This window comes from Planococcus wigleyi (genome assembly GCF_014836985.1).
Taxonomy (GTDB): domain Bacteria; phylum Bacillota; class Bacilli; order Bacillales_A; family Planococcaceae; genus Planococcus; species Planococcus notacanthi.
Window position 1 is genome coordinate 361,281 of sequence record NZ_JACSPU010000004.1, and the last position, 20,127, is coordinate 381,407.

The following is a 20,127-nucleotide window of genomic DNA, read 5'->3' on the forward strand; positions in this document are numbered from 1 at the left end:
ACTCCTTTATATATAATACATATAACTTTCAGTTTCACCGTTATTGGCTTTGGCCAAATCTTCAATAGTCGTTGTATCGAGTACATTTTTCACTGCATCACGGATGCGCACCCATAGCTCGCGCTGGGGCTGTTTCTCGTCTTCAATGCCTTCGACCGGCTGTATCGGCCCTTCCAGCACGCGAATGACATCTCCTGCAGAAATCTCCCGTGGATGGCGGGTCAACATATAACCGCCATATGCTCCGCGGACACTTTTCACAAGTCCCGAGTTGCGGAGTGGTCCTACGAGCTGTTCCAGGTAAGCTTCCGATAAATCATTTTCTGCAGCAATCTTGCGCAGCGGAAGCGGGCCTTCCCCGTATTGTTTTCCTAATTCGATCATTATGGTCAGACCGTAACGGCCTTTGGTTGATATTTTCATCATTGCACCTCTGAGTTTAATAAATTGAATTTATAATTAGCCGGTCAAGAAATGAAGCAAATCAGTTGTGCCACCAGTAATCCTGCAAAAGCACAGCCGATTTAAAGGATGAAATTAGCAGAATAATGCTAATAATAAATAACTGATCCACGCTAAACAAACACCGATATTCTTCAAAACAGTATAGCATAAATTGGGCCGAATGGACTTGCAATGACTTTTGAAACTTCAAACGCTATACTGATAGAACGAATGTACGGAAGGAGTTTTCTTATGCACAACGAACCTTTAGCTTTCCGTATGCGCCCCCGCACCATCGACGAAGTCGTCGGACAAAAAGATGTTATCGGGCCGCATACGGCTCTTTATAAAATGATCAGCAACGGCCACGTGCCGTCTATGCTGCTATACGGTGAGCCCGGAATCGGCAAGACCTCCATCGCCCACGCGATCGCAGGCACATCCAATTTGCCGTTCATCGCCTTGAACGCCACCACTTCCGGCAAGAAAGATGTCGAAGAGGTGGTGACCGAGTCACGGATGACCGGGAAAGTCTTGCTGTTTTTGGATGAAATCCATCGTTTCAACAAACTCCAGCAAGATGCTTTGCTGCCCCATGTCGAAAGTGGATCGATCGTCCTCATCGGTGCGACGACGGAAAACCCATTCCATGATGTCAACCCCGCAATCCGTTCTCGCTGCGGTGAAATCAAACAGCTGAAGCGATTAACGCAGGAAGATATCGTTCAGCTCTTGAATGCGGCTTTGACCGACACCAAGCGCGGCCTTGGCAGTGAAGAAATTGACATTTCCGCGAAACAAGTCGAACGCATCGCGGAAGGCACCAACGGAGATGCACGCAAAGCATTGACGATGCTTGAGTCAATCGTCATCGCTTCTGATGAACGCGATGGCAAATACATCGTGGAAGATCAGATGGTCGAACAGATGATCAAGCGCGTCGGCGTATTCGGCGACAAAAAAGGATCCCACTTCTTCAACCTGCTGTCTGCCCTCCAAAAATCCGTTCGCGGCAGCGATGTCAATGCCGCTATGTATTATTTGGCGCATCTGCTGGAAAACGGGGATTTGACGGCAGTCACACGCCGCTTATTGGTCATGGCCTACGAAGATATCGGGCTAGCCAACCCAGCAGTCGGTGGACACGTGCTGGCAGCTTGCCAGGCTGCAGACCGGCTCGGCCTTCCTGAAGCGCGCATCCCGCTCGCCCAAGCTGTAGCAGAAATGTGTTTGTCCGAAAAATCCAATTCAGCTTACAAAGCAATCGATGCTGCCACTGCAGCCATCAACAAAGGCCAAGTTGGCGACATCCCGCTGCATCTGCGCGATACCCATTACGCAGGCAGCGCGGAGCTTGGGCACGGCGGCTACCGCTATCCTCACGACTCTCCGATCGGTTCGTTTGGGGGCTGGGTCGATCAGGACTATTTGCCGAAAGAAGTAAAATCGGCAGAGTTCTACAAACCGGTCGTCGCCGGTGAAGAAAAGAAATTTGCCGGGATCTATGAAAAACTGAAGAGTTTCCGGAAAAATAAAAAATGATGTTTTCTTAGCAAAGCCATTTCCTTCGTTGGAAATGGCTTTTTCTCTGTCTGGAATCTTTAAAACAGCACAGAAAAGCCGGCTCAAGGTTAAGAGCCGGCGGCTGGTCAGTTCATGCGGACACGCGTGATGGGAATGGACTTTGTGATGTCGTTGACTACCCAGCTCGCTGCAATCAAGCCGACTGTCGATGGCGTGAAGGCATTTGAGGACGGCGGCATCTGCGCTTTGCGGATGGCTGCATCGGGCTTGCCGACATTTTCTACGACATCTTCGCGGACGATGATCGGGCTTTCATCCGAAAAGATAACTGGAATGCCTTTGTAGATTCCAGCTTGGCGCAGCTTCTTGCGGATGATTTTCGCAAGTGGGTCGGTATGTGTCTTGGAAATATCCGCAATTTTGAAGCGTGTTGGGTCGGTTTTATTGGCCGCTCCCATGCTTGCGATGATTTTGATGCCGCGCTTATAGCATTCTTCCATCAAGTGGACTTTGTAGATCATTGTATCGGAGGCATCAATTACATAGTCCGGATTATAGCTGAAGAATTCCTCATACGTTTCTTCGGTATAGAACATATGCAAGGAAATTACTTTGCATTCCGTGTTGATGTCCGCAATGCGGTCTTTCATGACACCTGCTTTTGACTGCCCAACAGTGGACAGATTGGCGACCAACTGGCGATTGATGTTGGTGATGTCAACATTGTCTTTATCCACCAGGATGATGGTGCCGACGCCGCTGCGTGCGCATGCTTCTGCTGCAAATGAGCCTACGCCTCCGATGCCAAGAATGGCGACTGTCGCGTTTTTCAATAAATCGATTCCTTCTTTTCCTACTGCTAATTCATTTCTGGAGAATTGGTGTAACATTAAGCCACTGCCTTTCAAAGTTGATACGCATAATAGGAATTATACACAATAAAAATCCCTCCGACAATTAATTGCCGGAGGGATAAAAATGATTTTTTAATTAGGAATCCCAATCGTGCCGTCTTTGTTGGTGCGCATCGTTTGAACCCGCTGAAAGCAGGTGGGTGACCTCTTCACCACTTATAACTTCCCGTTAAGGCATGTTAGCCATGGTGAAATCCGATCTCCCGACGACATAATGTTGGGTCAAAATCGAATTGCTTAAAACGAACACATCAGGATTCTCTATAAACGTATGTTAGCACACCTTTTTTATTTAGACAAGCTTTTTACTCTGATACTTTTTTATTATTCTGAATGTTCAACGATAGGCTCAATTCATCAAGCTGTGCACCTGAAACCGGGCTCGGCGCATCCGTCAGCAAATCGCTGGCGCTAGCTGTTTTCGGAAAAGCAATGGTGTCGCGCAAGTTTGTGCGTCCTGCAAGAAGCATCACAAGACGGTCGAGGCCGAATGCAATCCCGCCATGCGGAGGCGTTCCGTATTCGAAAGCTTCCATAAGGAATCCGAATTGCGCATTGGCTTCTTCTTTGCTGAAGCCCAGTACTTCAAACATCTGCTCCTGAATTTCGCGGCGGTAAATACGCGAAGATCCCCCGCCCAATTCATAGCCATTCAACACAAGATCGTAGGCTTGTGCACGGACATTTTGCGGTTCTGTCGCCAATTTTTCCAAGTCTTCTTCGAATGGCATTGTGAAAGGATGATGGGCTGCATAATAGCGGCCATCTTTGTCATCGTATTCCAATAGCGGCCAGTCCGTAATCCACAGGAACTTGTAGATCGAGTTGTCGATCAGGCCAAGTTCTTTGCCGAACTTCAAGCGAAGTGCGCCAAGCGCATCTGCGACAACCGTTTTCTTATCAGCTACAAACAGCAATAAATCCCCTGCTTCCGCTTCTGCACGTTCGGTCAAAGCAGTTGCTGCTTCGCCTTCGAAGAATTTCGCGATCGGTCCTTTGACGCCTTCTTCTTCAACTTTCAGCCAAGCTAATCCTTTTGCTCCGTAAACTGCAGCGAATGCACCCAGTGCATCGATGTCTTTGCGTGAATAATTGGCAGCTTGCCCTTTAACGTTGATCAGCTTCACTTGGCCGCCATTTTCAATTGCACCAGTGAAAACTTTGAATGCTGAATCTTTTACCAAATCCGATACATCGACCAATTCCAGGCCGAAACGGACATCCGGTTTATCTGATCCAAAGCGGTCCATTGCTTCTGTGTAGCTCATGCGCTGAAAAGTCGGTTCGATATCGATATTTTTGACATCCTTCATCATTTGCACCATTAGGCGTTCATTCATTCCGATAATGTCTTCCATCGTCTGGAAGCTCATTTCCATATCGATTTGCGTGAATTCCGGCTGGCGGTCAGCACGAAGATCTTCATCACGGAAACAACGGGCAATCTGGTAATATTTGTCGAATCCGGAAACCATCAGCATTTGCTTGAAAAGCTGCGGCGATTGCGGCAAGGCGTAGAATTCCCCATCATGGACACGGCTCGGCACCAGGTAATCACGTGCGCCTTCAGGAGTCGATTTCGTCAAAATTGGTGTTTCGACTTCAATGAAACCTTCTTCATCCAAGAAGCGGCGGATCGATTTGGTGACGTCTGAACGCATTTTGAACGTTTCGTACATCGCCGGACGGCGCAAGTCCAAATAACGGTATTTCAAGCGCAGATCTTCATTGACATCGTTATTGTCGTCGATGGCGAACGGTGGGTTTTTCGCTGCATTGATGATGGCTGCGTGATCCACCTGCACTTCAATTTTCCCGGTCTTCATCGCTGCGTTGATCTGGCCTTCTGACCGTGCCACGACTAAGCCGTCGATGTGGACTACGAATTCGTTCCGCAGGGATTCACCGATTGCAGCAGCTTCTGTTGAAATTTCCGGATTGAAGACCACTTGGACAATTCCTGAACGGTCACGGACGTCGACAAAGATCAAACCGCCAAGGTCCCGGCGTTTTTGTACCCATCCTTTTAATGTAACACGTTGTCCAATGACAGTTTCGTTGACTTCCCCACAATAATGCGTTCTTGACATGTCTATTCCTCCAGTGATTTCTTTTTCAATATGGTTCCAGCGATTTCTTCGAATGCCATTTCCTGTTGTTCACCCGTCGCCATTTCTTTCAATGCCACTTTTCCGCTTTCCAGCTCCGTTTCGCCGATGACAATGACAAATCCGGCGCCTTTGCGGTCTGCAGATTTCATCTGCGCTTTCACTTTGCGGCCTGTGAAATCCATATCCGCTGAAATGCCGTTCATCCGCAGATCGCGAACGACTGAAAAAGCTTTTTTCTTCGTCGACTCGTCCATCGCCACGACGTAGACTTCCAAGTTATTGGATTGGCCGATTTCCACTTTTTCCATTTCAAGCGCCAATAATAAGCGCTCGATGCTCATCGCAAAACCGATCCCCGGAGATTCCGGTCCGCCAAGATCTTCGACAAGGCCGTTATAACGTCCCCCGCCCGCCAAAGTCGTAATAGCGCCAAAACCTTCTGCATCGCTCATGATTTCAAAGGCGGTGTGGTTATAGTAATCAAGGCCGCGCACCAAGTTGGGATCGACTACGAAGTCGATGTCCATGCTCGACAGATACGATTGCACTTCATCGAAATAAGCCTGCGATTCTTCATTTAAATAATCAGCCAGTGACGGCGCAGTAGCCATCAAGGGGTGGTTGCGGTCCACTTTGCAATCAAGGATGCGCAAAGGGTTTTTCTCAAGGCGTGTTTGGCAGTCGCCGCAGAATTCATTGATGCTCGGTTCAAAATGTTGGATCAACGCCTCTTTGTGCGCCACACGGCTTTCCGTGTCCCCAAGCGAATTGATGACCAGACGCAATTTTTCCAAGCCGACAGAACGGTAAAGGTCCATTGCGAGTGAAATGACTTCCGCATCGATAGCCGGGTCTTTCGAGCCGATCGCTTCTACACCGAATTGAACGAATTGGCGCATGCGGCCTGCCTGCGGACGTTCATAGCGGAACATCGGGCCGGTATAGAATAATTTTACCGGCTGGTCCGGCATGCCGAATAATTTATTTTCCACATATGAACGGACAACTGAAGCTGTGCCTTCCGGACGCAGCGTCAGTGAGCGGTCGCCGCGGTCCTGGAAAGTATACATTTCCTTTTGGACAATATCTGTCGTGTCGCCCACACCGCGCTGGAATAATTCCGTGTGTTCAAAGATGGGCGTGCGGATTTCCTTGTATTGGTAGAGCCTGCACAAATCATTGATTTTTTGTTCTACTTCCTGCCATTTGGCGGATTGATCGGGCAGCACATCGTAAGTGCCCCGTGGTGCTTGAATATTAGCCATGTTTTCACTCCTCTGTTTTTCCATACAAAAAAGCTCCCGCCCCTTGCTTTACGCAAGGGACGAGAGCCTGTATTAGCTTCCGCGGTTCCACCCTAGTTGATGCAAAACGATGCATCCTCTCATTCCGGGTAACGGCCGGTTCCGTTTTTTCCTAATAGGCGGCATGCGCTTTTCAGAAAAAAGCCTCGAAAGTGTTTTTCATCACAGTTGTCTGCAGGAAAGTTTACAGCCTAAGACTTTCCTTCTCTTTTCAGCCAAATCATGCAATTACTTTCTTCGTCGTCAGCAAATATATAAGTATAATAAAGAGAAACTTCACTCAGTGAGGATTCTTTATCCCGCACTGAAGAAAAGCGGAACATAGGCTAAGAACGCCGCATCCTGCGGCAACGCCTATGTAACCGACATCCTGTCGGCCTCAATCGGACTGTTACGGGCAGTGGATCTCCATCTTTTTTAAGTGGGAGTCTTACTGCCCGTTAAAGCGGGATAAATCAATCTTAATAACTCACTGGAGGCTTGTCAACCTTTTTGACACAAGGCGTCAGTTTTTTGATACTATTGTAGAGAACTTTGTTTTAGGAGGTATTGAATGAGGCACAAATGGTTAATCGTACTTATATTATTCTTTTTATTCATAGCCGGCAGCTTTCCGCCGCTTAACCAAGGCCATGTATCCGCTGACAATGGCTCTGTCGAAATTACCGGCACCACTGTCAATATCCGCTCAGGCCCTGGCCTGTCTTACAGCGTAACCGGTGATTTGGAACAGGGGCAGACCGCTTCTGTCCTTTCAAAAGAAGGTGACTGGCTGGAAGTTCAGGTTGATGGCAAAGAAGGCTGGATCGCCTCTTGGCTAACGACCGGCGAAGGCGAGGAACAGACAGCCGCCGGCCAGACAGCCGTTTCATCCGTCAATGGCTTGAATGTCCGTGCGCAGGCTGACCTCTCGGCGGCCGTATTGACGAAAATGAATGCCGGCGACGAAGCCCAAGTGATCAGCACAGCCGGTGACTGGGTTGAAATCGACTTCCGCAACACACGCGGGTTCGTGTCCAAACAGTATTTGAATGTCACCGACGAAGCAGTGAAAAAAGAGCAGCCGGCTGACGAAGAAAAGCCGGAAGAGAAAAAAGATGCACTTTCCAAAGTCGCCTCTTTTGAAATTGCTGTCAGTGCATTAAATGTCCGCTCGAAACCCGACCTCAGCTCGAAGATTCAACAGACGGTCAATAAAGGTGAAGTTTTCCCTGTCGTTTCCATGGCAGGCAATTGGGTTGAGATCCAATTGGCCAAAGACAAAAACGGCTGGGTCTATGCATTTCATGGCCAATTGTCCGATCAGACCGCAGAAACGGTAACGAATGACACCAATGAGTCTGTCACAATCCTAACCGACGGCACGAATCTGCGGACTGAGGCAACGACTGCATCCGAAGTTGCCAGCCGCGCGAATGCCGGCGACGAATTAGCGGTGATCGATAAACAAGGCGAATGGTACCACGTTTCATTGCCGGACGGCCAAAAAGCCTTTGTGGCTGAATGGGTTGTATCAGCAGAAGAAGCAATTGTTGAAAAAGAACAAAAAGACGTGCCTGACCGCAAAAAAGGCACGTTGAACGGCGTCACCATCGTGCTTGATCCGGGGCATGGCGGAAATGACGGCGGCACAGTCGGCGTCCGCAAAACAGAAGAAAAAGAATTGACGCTGAAAACAGCTGAAATCCTGTCCCACCATTTGAACGCGGCAGGTGCTGAAGTCGTCATGACGCGGCAATCCGATACTTACGTGGATCTCCGCAAACGTGTAGCTGGAAGCCACCAAGCTGGAGCAGATGCTTTTATCAGCATCCATTACGATGCCACTGAAGACAGCAGTATTTCTGGATTCACCTCATATTACCAGCAGGATTACCAAAAAGAATTGGCCGAATACCTGAATGCCGGTCTTGGCGGTAAATTGACATTGCATGACCGGGGCGTCCAACGCGGCAACTACCTGGTGCTCCGTGAAAACCGGCAGCCCGCCGTTCTTGTCGAACTTGGCTTCCTGAGCAACTTCAATGAAGAACGCGTCCTGACTACCGATCAATTCAGAGAACAAGCGGCGCTAGGCCTCTACACCGGCGTCATCAATTATTTCGATGCCCAATTAGGCGAATAAAGAGAGACTTTAATTAGTGGGATTCTTCATCCTCCACTGAAGAAAAGCGGGATAAAAAAGCGCGGAGAATTTTTCTCCGCGCTTTTTTTGTGCGCATTTTTGCGTTGCGTGCGTATTTCTTGTTGAACGTGCGCAAAATCTGTTGAACGTGCGCATTTTCCTATGAACGTGCGTATTTCTTAAAAAGCGAGCGTATCCGGCCACAATCCGTGCGTATACCCCAGGATTCGCCTATATCCAAGCGAAAAAAAGAAGCACAGGCCATTTCGCCCGTACTTCTCAACATTTTTCTATTTAGACTCCACTAAAATCGTCACCGGGCCATCATTGACCAATTGGACGTCCATCATAGCGCCGAAGACGCCCGTTTCGACTACGAGACCTTGGTGGCGCAAAGCGTCGTTAAAGGCCTGCCAAAGCGGTTCAGCCGTTTCCGGCCGCGCAGCTGATGTAAAACTTGGCCGGCGTCCTTTTTTGACGTCGCCGTAGAGCGTGAACTGGGAGATCGACAGGATCTCGCCTCCGTTGTCGAGGATCGACCGGTTCATTTTGCCTTCTTCGTCTTCAAACAGGCGAAGTTGCGCAATTTTGCCGGCCAGATAATCAGCGTCTTTTTCTGTATCTTCATGAGTGATGCCGACGAGCAGCACATATCCGGAACTGATGGCTCCGGTTATATCGCCATCGACTGTCACTGATGCTTTTTTAGAACGTTGCAGAACTACTCTCATAGTGCCTCCTTAATTCGTCACACGCTCGACCGAATACACATCCGGGATCGATTTGATCCGTTCAACGACACGGTTTAAGTGTGTGATATGCGGAATCATAATGGAAAGGTTGATCGTTGCAATCTTGTCTTTGTCCGCACGGCCGCTCACTGCGGTGATGGTCGTTTTCGTTTCACTGACCATGTGCATGACTTCATTGATCAAACCGGTACGGTCGTATGCCTGGACTTCAATATCGATTTGATAGGATTTGTTATCCCCTGCGCCGTCGATTTCCCATTCAACCGGAATCAGCCGATCGTTTTCATCGGCATGGATATTCGGGCAATCGGTGCGGTGTACAGATACCCCGCGGCCTTTGGTGATGAACCCGATGATATCGTCTCCTGGCACCGGGTTGCAGCATTTGGACAAGCGGATCATCATATTGTCGATGCCTCTGACGATGACACCTGATTCCGTTTGTTTTTTCGGTGTGTTGGATTTCATTTCAACGGTGATTTTCTCGATGGCTTCTTCTTGCTCACGCTTTTTGCGCATTTTTTCAGCCAATCGGTTGACGACTTGCTGTGCCGTGATGCCGTTAAAGCCGACCGCCGCGTACATATCGTCTTCGCCCGCAAAATTGAACTTCTCGCAGACGCGCTTGATGTTTTCGTTGGCCAGCACTTCTTTCACTGGGAACTCCTGCGATTTTATTTCTTTCTCGATCAAATCGCGGCCTTTTTGGACGTTGTCTTCACGCAATTGCTTTTTGAAGAATTGCTTGATCTTATTTTTGGTCTGTGTCGATTTAGCGATTTTCAGCCAATCGCGGCTAGGTCCGAAAGATTGCTTGGACGTCAAAATTTCAACGATGTCCCCTGTATGCAATTCGGTATCGAGCGGTGCCATCTTGCCGTTTATTTTGGCGCCGATGGTTTTATTGCCGATTTCCGAATGGACACGGTAAGCAAAATCGATTGGACAAGATCCAGCCGGCATTTCGATGACGTCGCCTTTTGGCGAAAAGACATAGACCATATCGGAAAATAAGTCGTATTTCAACGACTCCATGAATTCTTCGGCGTTATCGGATTCATTTTGGAAATCCAAAATTTCCCGGAACCATGACAAGCGCGAATCGACGGAACTTTTCGGTTTGTCGATGGTTTTGCCTTCTTTATAAGCCCAATGTGCTGCTACCCCGTATTCGGCAATCCGGTGCATTTCTTCTGTACGGATCTGCACTTCCAATGGATCCCCTTGAGGCCCGATGACCGTCGTATGAAGCGACTGGTACAGGTTCTGCTTCGGCATGGCGATGTAGTCCTTGAAACGGCCCGGCATCGGCTTCCACGTGGAATGGATGATTCCCAGCACTGCGTAGCAGTCCTTAATGCTTTCGACCGTAATGCGGACTGCCAATAAATCATAGATTTCATTAAATTGCTTGTTTTGCATCGCCATTTTCCGGTAGATGCTGTAAATGTGTTTCGGCCGCCCGAAAAGATCCGCTTTGATGTCGACTTCGTCGAGCTGCGTGCGGATCTCCCCCATGACGTTATTCAAATATTCTTCCCGTTCGGTCCGTTTCTTTTTCATCAAATTGACGATCCGGTAATACTGCTGCGGATTCAAGTAACGCAGCGCGGTATCTTCCAATTCCCATTTGATGGTGTTGATTCCAAGGCGGTGCGCAATCGGAGCAAAGATTTCCAGTGTCTCATTTGCTTTGATGCGTTGCTTTTCGACAGACTGGTATTTCAGTGTCCGAAGATTATGCAGGCGGTCAGCCAGTTTGATCAAAATGACACGGATGTCCTGTGCCATCGCCACAAACATTTTGCGGTGGTTTTCCGCTTGCTGTTCTTCTTTTGATAAATACTTGATTTTGCTCAGCTTGGTCACGCCGTCGACCAGCATTGCCACTTCTTCATCGAAATCACGGACGATGTCTTCACGGCTGACTTCCGTGTCTTCTACCACATCATGCAAAAAGCCCGCTGCTACGGTAGCTGGGTCCATTTGCAATTCTGCAAGGATTCCAGCCACCTGCACCGGATGCACAATATAAGGTTCTCCCGATTTACGGAACTGTCCCATGTGGGCATCGTACGCAACTTGATACGCCTTCTTAATCGTTTTCACATGTTCGGCATTCATATAAGACGCAACCATCTCGAATACATCTTCAGCTGTTCTCACTAGATCTTTCGCCATAATTGCCCACCTTGCTTTAAATTTTTCCAAAAGTATATCTTTCTATTATAAAAAACAAAGTGGCTAAATGTAAAGCTTTGTTAGCCGTTCTCAATCACTTTAATGAATTCACGGAGATAATCCGGCAGGTCCGGCGGCCGGCGGCTTGACACCAAGTGCCCATCGACGACGACCGGTTCATCCAGCCACTCCGCGCCGGCGTTGACCATATCGTCTTTTATGCCTGGTGTGCTGGTGACTTTTCGGCCGTTTAAAATATTGGCGGAAATAAGTACCCAACCAGCATGGCAAATTTGGCCGATTGGCTTTTGCTGGTCGTCCATATGGCAAACCATTTCCAAAACCTCAGGAAAACGCCTGATTTTATCAGGTGCCCAACCGCCGGGAACCAAAATTGCGTCGTATTGATTGGCAAGAGCTTCCCCGTATGTCATGTCGGATTTTGCAGGAACGCCATATTTGCCGATATAACTGACGCCCGCTTCTTCCCCGGCAATGTCGACATGGGCACCTTCTTCGCGGAGCCTTAAAATCGGATACCAAAGTTCCAAATCTTCAAATTCATGATGAACAAAACTAAGCACTTTCTTTCCAGCTAACCTCATGGTATTTCCTCCTTTTAGTATCGATTCACCATAAATGAGAACTGCGCTTTCTGATGTCCTCGAGCTGCACCAGTTCACTGCCTCTGCCGACAGTTACAGCCTGTTCCGCTGAAGCCAGGCTGACAAGATTCTGAACCCTGACATTTCGCGCGCTTTGTTCGCCTCCTGCAATCGATAAGTCTGCTCCAGCGGTCGTGAAGTCCCTCACGACGCCATTGGCCAGCAAAACACAGGCAGCCCGGTATTGAATAGCGGCTGCCGGCTGCCGTTTATAATCGTAATCCGGGTTTCCGACAAACAGAAAACGGTTGATGGCAACATTGCGGTAGCCTGAAACAACCAGCGAGCGGGGCGTAGACCCTTCATAAAGGGGAGTTTCGATCGGTTCGATCGACACCAGCCGCTGAGCGCGGATGTTGAAAGCCGAACGCGATTCGGGATCTTCTTTTTTGTGGTGGCCGATATGACGGAAATTGAACGAACGGTTGTCATGGACCGACAGATGCCCTGAAATATGGACACCAGAGGCAGCAGAAGAATTGGCATGGGCTTTAATTTCAATTCCGCCAAAGCAGCGCGTGCTGGAATTATCGGAAAGCCAGACATGTCTTGAGCCATCATCCACTTCAAAACCATTGGAGTTGGAGAATCCACGCTTATGTGCCCGTCCGCTCGGATCGCTGAAATGAGAATTGGAGACGAAAATATAGTCGCTGTGATGCGTCGTCAGCCCATCATCGCCGAATCCTGACCCCGTTACCCCGTCCAGCCAGACAAAGCGGCTGCCGCGTTTCCCGCGCAATCCGTCTCCTGCATAATTATATAATGAAGCCGTAATATCGAAGCAATGAAGCCCTGGGTTTAGCGCATCGACGTCTATGACCCAACCGTATGTGACATGGGCATAGGTCAGGCAACTGGAATAGTTCCCCCCAGCACTGGTCATTTCAATGTCACCGAGACGCTCGACATTCCAGTCCAAAGTCAGTTTTTCCACGGCAATATTGCGGTTGCCGGATACATAATTACGGTTGGTCAGCAACCGGGTTTTTCGGGAAGCTTTCGGATGCAGTTTTAAAACGGTACGCCCTTTTCCTGCTCCGACCAAACGGGTCCATGATGGCAAGCGCAAACCCTCCACTACAAAAACGCCTGCAGGGACTTTCACTTCCACGGCCCCGGCGCCGAAAGCTTTTTTGAATGCTTCTGTACAATCCGTTTCTCCGTCTCCTACAGCTCCGTAATCCCGAACATTGACACGGCGCTGAATCGTCGCACCAAGTTTGCGGTATTCGGCATCCAACCGATCTTTCCATTCCGGCACTGCCTGGTTTCCTTCAACTTTTGTTCCAAAATTGTGCTCATCTTCAATCGAGAACGGTTCAGCAAAAAAAGACCACAATCTTTCGGTGAACGTCATTTTTCGCCGTGCGTGTTCGCTGAGGGCAAAATCCTTTTTGATGGCTGTAAAGAATTGTTCAGTTTCGCGGGTAATTTTTTCAAGAGGTGTGCGATCGTCCAAGTATCGGCTGATCCATGCAGCATTTAATCGGGGGTCGTGATCTTTTTCCAGTTTCATTTTCCCGTCACCTCCACAATCCAGTTATTATGTATCCATACCCTTGATGCTAGAAAAAAATCCCCCCGCCCCAAAAGGCGAAGAGATTCGTTATTAATATTGCATTAAAGTCGTTACGTCATAGCCGTTCAAGTTCTTGCGGCCATCCAAATAAGTCAGTTCGATCAAAAATGCGCAGCCGACGACGATTCCGCCCAGTTTTTCAACCAGATTGATTGTCGCGCCGATTGTTCCGCCTGTAGCAAGCAAGTCATCAGTGATCAGGACGCGCTGTCCCGGTTTGATGGCGTCTTTGTGCATAGTCAACACATCAGATCCGTATTCAAGGCCATATTGTGCACGAATGACTTCGCGCGGCAATTTTCCTTCTTTGCGGACAGGGGCAAAGCCAAGCTCAAGTGCATAAGCAACTGGACATCCAATGATGAATCCACGTGCTTCCGGTCCTACAATAATTTCAGCATTTACTTTTTTTGCGTATTCAACGATCTGGTCTGTTGCATACTTATAGGCAGTTCCATTGTCCATCAACGAAGTGATGTCCTTAAACTGGATTCCTGGTTTCGGCCAATCTTCAACAATAGTGATGTACTTCTTCAAATCCATATTTCTTCCTCCTTGGCAGACACTTTCGCATCGAACCACTCTTTTAAATCTTTATAAGACGCATACAAAAGCTTCTGCTCCAGGGCAATCTGCTGTTCGCGCTTTTTGTAGATCGGCGCTTCCGACAAATCCTTTTTGCTCGGCGATTGTGCAATCTCGGTAACGCCATTGTTAAGTGTAACAAAACCGAGTTCAAAAAACACCTGCAGCATGAAAAATAATGCATCCCGCGTCCAACCTTTGTGTTTTGCCAGTTCGTCACAATGTTTATTGAAATCGAATGTACCGCGTTTTTTGATGAAAGCAAACAGCCATTTGAATTGTTCACGGGTCGGAATCTGCTCAAAATACTGAGAGTCCTTGGCATGGAAATGTGCGTAGATGCGCTTCGGCTTCAATTTTGCCAGCACTTCAGCCAATTGTTCTTCCGATTCCGGCAAGTCCAACAGCACCAAGTGATGTTTGTTGCCGGGAAGTTCATCCAATTGAGAAGCCATGCAGATCGGCTGCGGCAGGAATGACTGGAAAAGTGCCGGCGTTTCATCTTTGAAAGCCAAGTAAACCTGATTTTCCTGAGGAATCAGCTTCGACCAGCGCGACACTTGGCGGATGCCGCGGATATCAAACAATTGCCATTGATCCGTGCGGACATCCTCCACCATCAGCTGCGGCTTTTTGCGGCCGTTCCACTCATTGATCTGCAAATCACCGATCACGTCGATCTTGACATCAGGGGTCAACTCGTCACCGACCGGTCCGATACCAAAACCAACAGCGTCCAGTGAAGCGGCATGCTGCGTCAATTCCATCTTCAAGTGATTTTGCGCGGCTCCGATTTTTCGGATAGATGCCACTTTAACGCCTTCCAGATAAAACTTCGGTTTGGCAAAGCCCATGCCGTATGGCGCTAAAAGACGCATGGATTCGATGGCTGCAATATCGATTTCATCCAAACGGAGTGGAATATCAATTTCCACGACCGGCAGCAAGTCTTCTTCCGTCAGGCTGGTTTCAGCTTGTTTGTTGAGCCGTTCGCGCAATTCGTCGACATCTTTCGCTTCTAGGGTCATACCGGCTGCCATCGGGTGCCCGCCAAAATGAGGCAGAATGTCCCGGTTCTTGGCGAGCTCGTTATACAAATGAAAACCATCGATGCTGCGGGCAGAACCTTTTGCTTTTCCGGTTTCCGGATTCAGCGACAAGACAATCGACGGACGGTAGAATTTCTCTGTCAGTTTCGAAGCAACAATGCCGACAACTCCTGGATTCCAACCTTCCTGAGCCACCACGATGACACGTGGTGAACCGTTCGGATAGCGCTGCTCCACTTGCTGCATCGCTTCTTCAGAAATCTGCTTGACGATGGCTTGACGCTCTTTATTCAATACGTCCAGACCGGAAGCCAGTGAACGCGCTTCTGCTGCATCATCAGTCAGGAACATCTGCACAGCCGGATCCGCATCCTGCAGACGGCCGATGGCATTGATGCGCGGGCCGAACATGAAACCGATCGTTTCTTCCGTAATGTCCTGCTGCTTGATGCCCGCCACTTCACATAACGCGGCAATCGCAGGACTCGGCGAATCAATCAATGCGGCCAAGCCTTCTTTGACGAACAACCGGTTTTCACCGTGAAGCGGAACCAAATCAGCCACCGTACCGATCGCTGTCAGTTCAATCAAATGATCAGGAACTTCTTCATATAAGGCATGTGCCATTTTAAATGCCACGCCGACACCGGCCAACTCTCCGAACGGATAATTGCCTTCCGGATGGCGCGGATGGACTACCGCCAGCGCGTTCGGCAAAGCCTCCCCGATATCGTGGTGGTCGCTGATGATGACGTCCATTCCCAATCCATTGGCGAAATCGACTTGTTCAATGCCTGAGATGCCGTTATCGACAGTCACAATCAGTTTTGTGCCATTGTCATACGCCTGTTGGAATAACTCCGTATTCGGACCGTATCCGTGCTTAAATCGGTTCGGTATCATAAAGGACACATCAGCCCCTAAATCCTGCAACACAGTCATCATGACAGTCGTGCTTGTAACGCCATCCGCATCATAGTCGCCATAGACAACAATTTTTTCCTGCTTATCGATGGCTGCACGGATCCGTTCGACTGCCACATCCATATCTTTCATCAAATATGGATTATGTATGCCGCTGACGTCCATTTCCATGAACGTACGGGCTGCTTCTGGAGTATTCAGTCCGCGCGTCACTAAAATTTTTGCCAATACGGACGATATATTCAATTCTTTCCGGATTTCCTCAACTGTCTGTTCATCGGGCGTCGTCAAACGCCATCTTTTTTTGGATTCAATCATCTGTATCACTTCCTCACCGATTCATTATACAGCAAAAATTCACAGACAAAAACCTTTCGGCAACTACACCGAAAGGTTCATTTTTTCAGAATTGCTCTTTAGTCTGTTCTTCGTTGGTGACGACCTGGGCTTCCGGCACTACACCGGCTTTCTGGTACTCCCCAATTTCATTTTGCTGTGTGGCAATCAAGTTTTCTTTGACCGCCATTTCTTTTTGCAGCGCCTTTACTTTACGTTGCATCTGGTAGTTGCGGATGATCGCCAACACACCGCTGAGCAAAAATCCAAGCAATGCCGATGCCAGGATAACCAGGATCAATGGCCATTCAGCTTCACCAAATACGTAATTGACAGGCACTTCGTCAACGTTGACAACGGCGAACACCGCAATAATTACTGCAAATACAAGTCCAATTAAAATAAGCCATTGTAACTTCATTGTGGATTCTCCTCTCAAAATAAAAAAATGGAACAAGGTCATAGTAACTATACCCTGTTCCATTTCAACTCTAAACTTATACAACAGGCTCGTCAGAACCCCATTTGCTTTCCTGCTCTTTCTTCTCGATGTCGATCGGGCCTTTTTTCTTCAACTCGCCTTTTTTCAGTACCAGCCATAGCTGGGCAGCGATAAAGATTGAAGAGTAAGTTCCCGCGATCAAACCGATCAATAAGGCGATGGAGAAGTTGGTGATCGATGGCGCGCCAAAGATCAATAGCGCAATAACCACCAGTACCACGGTCAATACCGTATTGACTGAACGGCCAAGCGTTTGGCGAAGCGATACGTTGACCACCTTTTCCAACTGCTCGAAAGAATCGATTTTCTTCATACGTTTCATATTTTCCCGGATTCGGTCAAATGTCACAATCGTGTCATTGATGGAATACCCGACAATTGTCAGAACTGCCGCGATAAAGGTGATATCCACCTCGAGCCGCAATAGGCTAAAGACGGCAACGATGAAGAATGCATCGTGAATCAATGCCACTACCGAGGCTACACCCATGCGCCATTCAAAACGGAAGGCTACATAGATGATGATGCCGAGAGCGGCAATCGCCAGCGCATACAATGCATTTTTAGCCAGTTCCTGGCCTACTGTAGGCGACACGGTCGAAATATTCGGTTCTGCACCGAATTCTTCGGCAGCGACCGCTTTCAGGCTATTGATTTCTTCCTGACTGAATTCCTCGTTAAACCGGGCTACGCCGATATTGGATGCATCACCCGAAATGACGATATCTTCCGTTTCATAGCCTGCGCCGTCCAGGAAAGTCTGCACTTCCTCTTTCGACAACGCCGCTTCTGATGCGATTTCCACACGTGTACCGCTGGAGAAGTCGATGCCCAAGTTCAAACGGAACACACCGATTACGGCCATTCCTGCAATGATCAGGACAATCGAAGCCAAGAAGAATTTATTGCGGTGGCCCGCAAAATCAAAACGGTCAAAGCGTGTTGAAAGGTCTGTGATTTCCAACCCTTCTTCTCTTGCATGGATAGTCGATTTCTTCAAACCGAACAAACCGAATTTATTGTCAAGCACACCACTGTGGACCCATAGCCCAAGCAACAGGCGAGATCCCCATACAGCTGTCAGGAAGCTGACCAGAATGGAAATGATCAACAGCGTTGCAAATCCTTTCACGGAACTCGTTCCGAAATAGAACAATACAATAGCTGCCAGCAGCGTCGTAATATTGGCATCGATAATCGCGGAGAAAGAAGAGCGAGCTCCTACTTTAAACGCTTCTTGAACCGATTTGCCGACACGCATTTCTTCGCGTATCCGCTCGTAGGTGATGATGTTGGCATCAACTGCCATCCCGACACCAAGCATGATTGCTGCGATTCCCGGCAAAGTCAGAACGCCGCCGATCCATTCGAACACCAGCAAGATCAGGTACACATAGGTCGATAAGGTGACGACTGCCACCATTCCGGGCAAGCGGTAATAAACCAGCATAAACAGCAGAACCAGTGAAATACCGACTGCTGCAGCGACTATGGTCTGGTCGAGTGCCTGTTCACCGAACTGGGCTCCGACAGAAGTCGAATAGATTTCCGTCAAGCTTACCGGCAACGCACCGGCATTCAAGATTCCTGCCAGGTTCTGTGTTTCTTCCACAGTGAACGCCCCCGAAATTTCAACGGATGGTGATGAAATCCGTTGCTGCACACTCGGTGCCGAGACGAATTTCGGGTCTGCCTTCATGCGTTCTTCCGCAAAGGAATCCACGCCTTCTTCAAAATCAAGCCAGATGACCAGCACATTATCCGGTGCCGGCATTTGGGAAACTTCTTCCGTCACTTCCGCAAACTTGCCGGGATCGTTCAATTCCAGTGTGACAATCGGATTGCCGTTCTGATCGAACGTTCCGGTCGCCCCGCCTTGTTTCAGGTCATTTCCGGAAAGCAGCAAATTATCTTGTGCATCACGGAAAGTCAGATTCGCTTCAGTCGACAGCAATTCGCGCGCTGAAGACTGATCTTCTACTCCCGCCAATTGGACACGGATCCGGTTGTCCCCTTCAATCTGGATGACCGGTTCACTGACACCCAATACGTTGATCCGGTTCATCAACGCATCTGTTGTATCCGTCAGTACTTTTTCCGTAACTTCCTTGCCATCTAAGGTTTCCACCTCGTAGAGCACTTCAAAGCCGCCCTGCAGGTCCAGGCCTAGCCGAATGTCTTTAGCGATGGGTAAACTTGTGGTGCCAATGATTCCTATCAGTACAATAACCAGTAAGAAAAAGGCGATAATGCGACCTCTTGCTTTCATATGTAAACTTCCTCCTCGGGTGTGTAAAACACAGCACTATCATTATGAAACAGCCGCTGATTGCTGTCAAATGCAACTGGACATGAGTTGAATAAAAGATCGAATCAACAAAAGCAATCTGCTTGAGCGATGAAATGTTCATCGGTTATTTTACTTCGTTTTTTTCGGGGACGGCCTCAAAAGATGTTCGATGTTCTCAAGTGTGCTGTCATCGTTCCAGCGCGCTTTTTTTAAACCCTCCACTTGGTGATAAGCCAAAAAGTCGGAAGCGGTCATGTCCATGATGTCATTGATCATTTCATAGAGATGCATGGTTTCTATATCTTTTTTTCGCCATTTTTTCTTCACACAAAATTCCCATAAGTCTTGTTCTGTAAACGTATCGTATTCAAAATGATGAAATTCACTGCGTTTGCTCTGAAGGGCCGGCAGAACGAATTCGAATTGCTCAGGGTGACTCGTCATGCGTATACTCCTTTCCGATGTACTGTATCCATTGTACCTCGCAACTGGAAAATTTAGAATAAAATATTATTTAATCATGAAAAAAACGCCTTCACAGTCGAAGGCGTTCCTTTACTTGTTTAGATTGTCGATTTCGCTGATTCCACTACTTTCGCGATTGCTTGGCGCTCGAACTGCATGCGCGTGCCATCCGCTACTGTGATGTAGACAGTTGCATCGTCAACTGCATCCACAAGTCCGTGCAATCCGCCGATTGTAACGATGCGGTCGCCGCGTCTCAATTCGGACTGCATGTTTGCCGTTGCCTTCTGACGTTTTTGGGCAGGACGGATGATGAAAAACCACATTAGCAAGAACATTAATAGTAAAGGTGATAACGCAATTAAAGTTTCCAT

Annotated in this window: 16 protein-coding genes, 1 other RNA gene and 1 other annotated feature; of the genes, 2 read left to right on the top strand and 15 right to left on the bottom strand. The window is 48.4% G+C overall.

The annotated features are described in order from the left end of the window. Positions 1 to 6: 6 nt before the first annotated feature. Complete coding sequence (gene cymR / locus H9630_RS13200; RefSeq protein WP_191716070.1) at positions 7 to 423, bottom strand: cysteine metabolism transcriptional regulator CymR; 417 nt, start codon at positions 421 to 423, stop codon at positions 7 to 9. A gap of 273 nt (positions 424 to 696) precedes the next feature. On the opposite strand from cymR, the gene H9630_RS13205 reads away from it, so the two are divergent. After that, a complete protein-coding gene (locus tag H9630_RS13205) occupies positions 697 to 1,986 on the top strand; it encodes a replication-associated recombination protein A (RefSeq protein WP_191715935.1) in 1,290 nt (429 codons plus the stop codon). Between the two features lie 107 nt (positions 1,987 to 2,093). On the opposite strand, the gene H9630_RS13210 is transcribed toward H9630_RS13205, so the two are convergent. The 4 genes from H9630_RS13210 to hisS form a co-directional block, all read right to left on the bottom strand. Beyond that, positions 2,094 to 2,858: a tRNA threonylcarbamoyladenosine dehydratase gene (locus tag H9630_RS13210; RefSeq protein WP_191715936.1), complete on the bottom strand. Its 765-nt coding sequence runs from the start codon at positions 2,856 to 2,858 to the stop codon at positions 2,094 to 2,096. Between the two features lie 102 nt (positions 2,859 to 2,960). Next, a non-coding RNA gene (ssrS, locus tag H9630_RS13215) (6S RNA) lies at positions 2,961 to 3,143 on the bottom strand. A gap of 44 nt (positions 3,144 to 3,187) precedes the next feature. Continuing rightward, on the bottom strand, positions 3,188 to 4,972 hold the full coding sequence (aspS, locus tag H9630_RS13220; RefSeq protein ID WP_191715937.1) for an aspartate--tRNA ligase: 1,785 nt from the start codon (positions 4,970 to 4,972) through the stop codon (positions 3,188 to 3,190). A 2-nt stretch (positions 4,973 to 4,974) separates the two neighbouring features. Beyond that, positions 4,975 to 6,258 carry a histidine--tRNA ligase gene (hisS, locus tag H9630_RS13225; RefSeq protein WP_191715938.1) on the bottom strand — a complete coding sequence of 428 codons (1,284 nt, stop codon included), beginning with the start codon at positions 6,256 to 6,258 and terminating at the stop codon, positions 4,975 to 4,977. A 52-nt stretch (positions 6,259 to 6,310) separates the two neighbouring features. Continuing rightward, positions 6,311 to 6,550 (bottom strand) — a binding site (T-box leader). 300 nt (positions 6,551 to 6,850) lie between these two features. Between hisS and H9630_RS13230 the strand changes: the two genes are divergently transcribed. Further along, positions 6,851 to 8,422: an SH3 domain-containing protein gene (locus tag H9630_RS13230; protein WP_191715939.1), complete on the top strand. Its 1,572-nt coding sequence runs from the start codon at positions 6,851 to 6,853 to the stop codon at positions 8,420 to 8,422. Positions 8,423 to 8,712: 290 nt separating this feature from the next. On the opposite strand, the gene dtd is transcribed toward H9630_RS13230, so the two are convergent. The 10 genes from dtd to yajC form a co-directional block, all read right to left on the bottom strand. Beyond that, positions 8,713 to 9,153, bottom strand: coding sequence for a D-aminoacyl-tRNA deacylase (dtd, locus tag H9630_RS13235; protein ID WP_191715940.1), 441 nt, complete (start codon positions 9,151 to 9,153; stop codon positions 8,713 to 8,715). A gap of 9 nt (positions 9,154 to 9,162) precedes the next feature. After that, the gene (locus H9630_RS13240; protein ID WP_191715941.1) at positions 9,163 to 11,355 is read right to left on the bottom strand and encodes a RelA/SpoT family protein; all 2,193 of its coding nucleotides are present in this window, start codon (positions 11,353 to 11,355) and stop codon (positions 9,163 to 9,165) included. 80 nt (positions 11,356 to 11,435) lie between these two features. Next, positions 11,436 to 11,960: a type 1 glutamine amidotransferase domain-containing protein gene (locus H9630_RS13245; protein WP_191715942.1), complete on the bottom strand. Its 525-nt coding sequence runs from the start codon at positions 11,958 to 11,960 to the stop codon at positions 11,436 to 11,438. Between the two features lie 25 nt (positions 11,961 to 11,985). Continuing rightward, a complete protein-coding gene (locus H9630_RS13250; protein ID WP_191715943.1) occupies positions 11,986 to 13,539 on the bottom strand; it encodes a glycoside hydrolase family 55 protein in 1,554 nt (517 codons plus the stop codon). Between the two features lie 93 nt (positions 13,540 to 13,632). Next, positions 13,633 to 14,145 (bottom strand): adenine phosphoribosyltransferase, encoded by a 513-nt coding sequence (locus H9630_RS13255; protein WP_191715944.1) that lies wholly within the window; start codon positions 14,143 to 14,145, stop codon positions 13,633 to 13,635. Next, on the bottom strand, positions 14,136 to 16,478 hold the full coding sequence (gene recJ, locus H9630_RS13260) for a single-stranded-DNA-specific exonuclease RecJ (protein ID WP_191715945.1): 2,343 nt from the start codon (positions 16,476 to 16,478) through the stop codon (positions 14,136 to 14,138). Before recJ ends, H9630_RS13255 begins: the two co-directional genes overlap by 10 nt. Before the next feature lie 85 nt (positions 16,479 to 16,563). After that, positions 16,564 to 16,917, bottom strand: coding sequence for a LapA family protein (locus H9630_RS13265; RefSeq protein ID WP_191715946.1), 354 nt, complete (start codon positions 16,915 to 16,917; stop codon positions 16,564 to 16,566). Between the two features lie 76 nt (positions 16,918 to 16,993). After that, positions 16,994 to 19,267 carry a protein translocase subunit SecDF gene (gene secDF / locus H9630_RS13270; protein WP_191715947.1) on the bottom strand — a complete coding sequence of 758 codons (2,274 nt, stop codon included), beginning with the start codon at positions 19,265 to 19,267 and terminating at the stop codon, positions 16,994 to 16,996. 150 nt (positions 19,268 to 19,417) lie between these two features. Further along, positions 19,418 to 19,732, bottom strand: coding sequence for a post-transcriptional regulator (locus H9630_RS13275; RefSeq protein WP_191715948.1), 315 nt, complete (start codon positions 19,730 to 19,732; stop codon positions 19,418 to 19,420). Positions 19,733 to 19,851: 119 nt separating this feature from the next. After that, positions 19,852 to 20,127, bottom strand: a complete 276-nt coding sequence (yajC, locus tag H9630_RS13280; RefSeq protein WP_191715949.1) for a preprotein translocase subunit YajC — start codon at positions 20,125 to 20,127, stop codon at positions 19,852 to 19,854.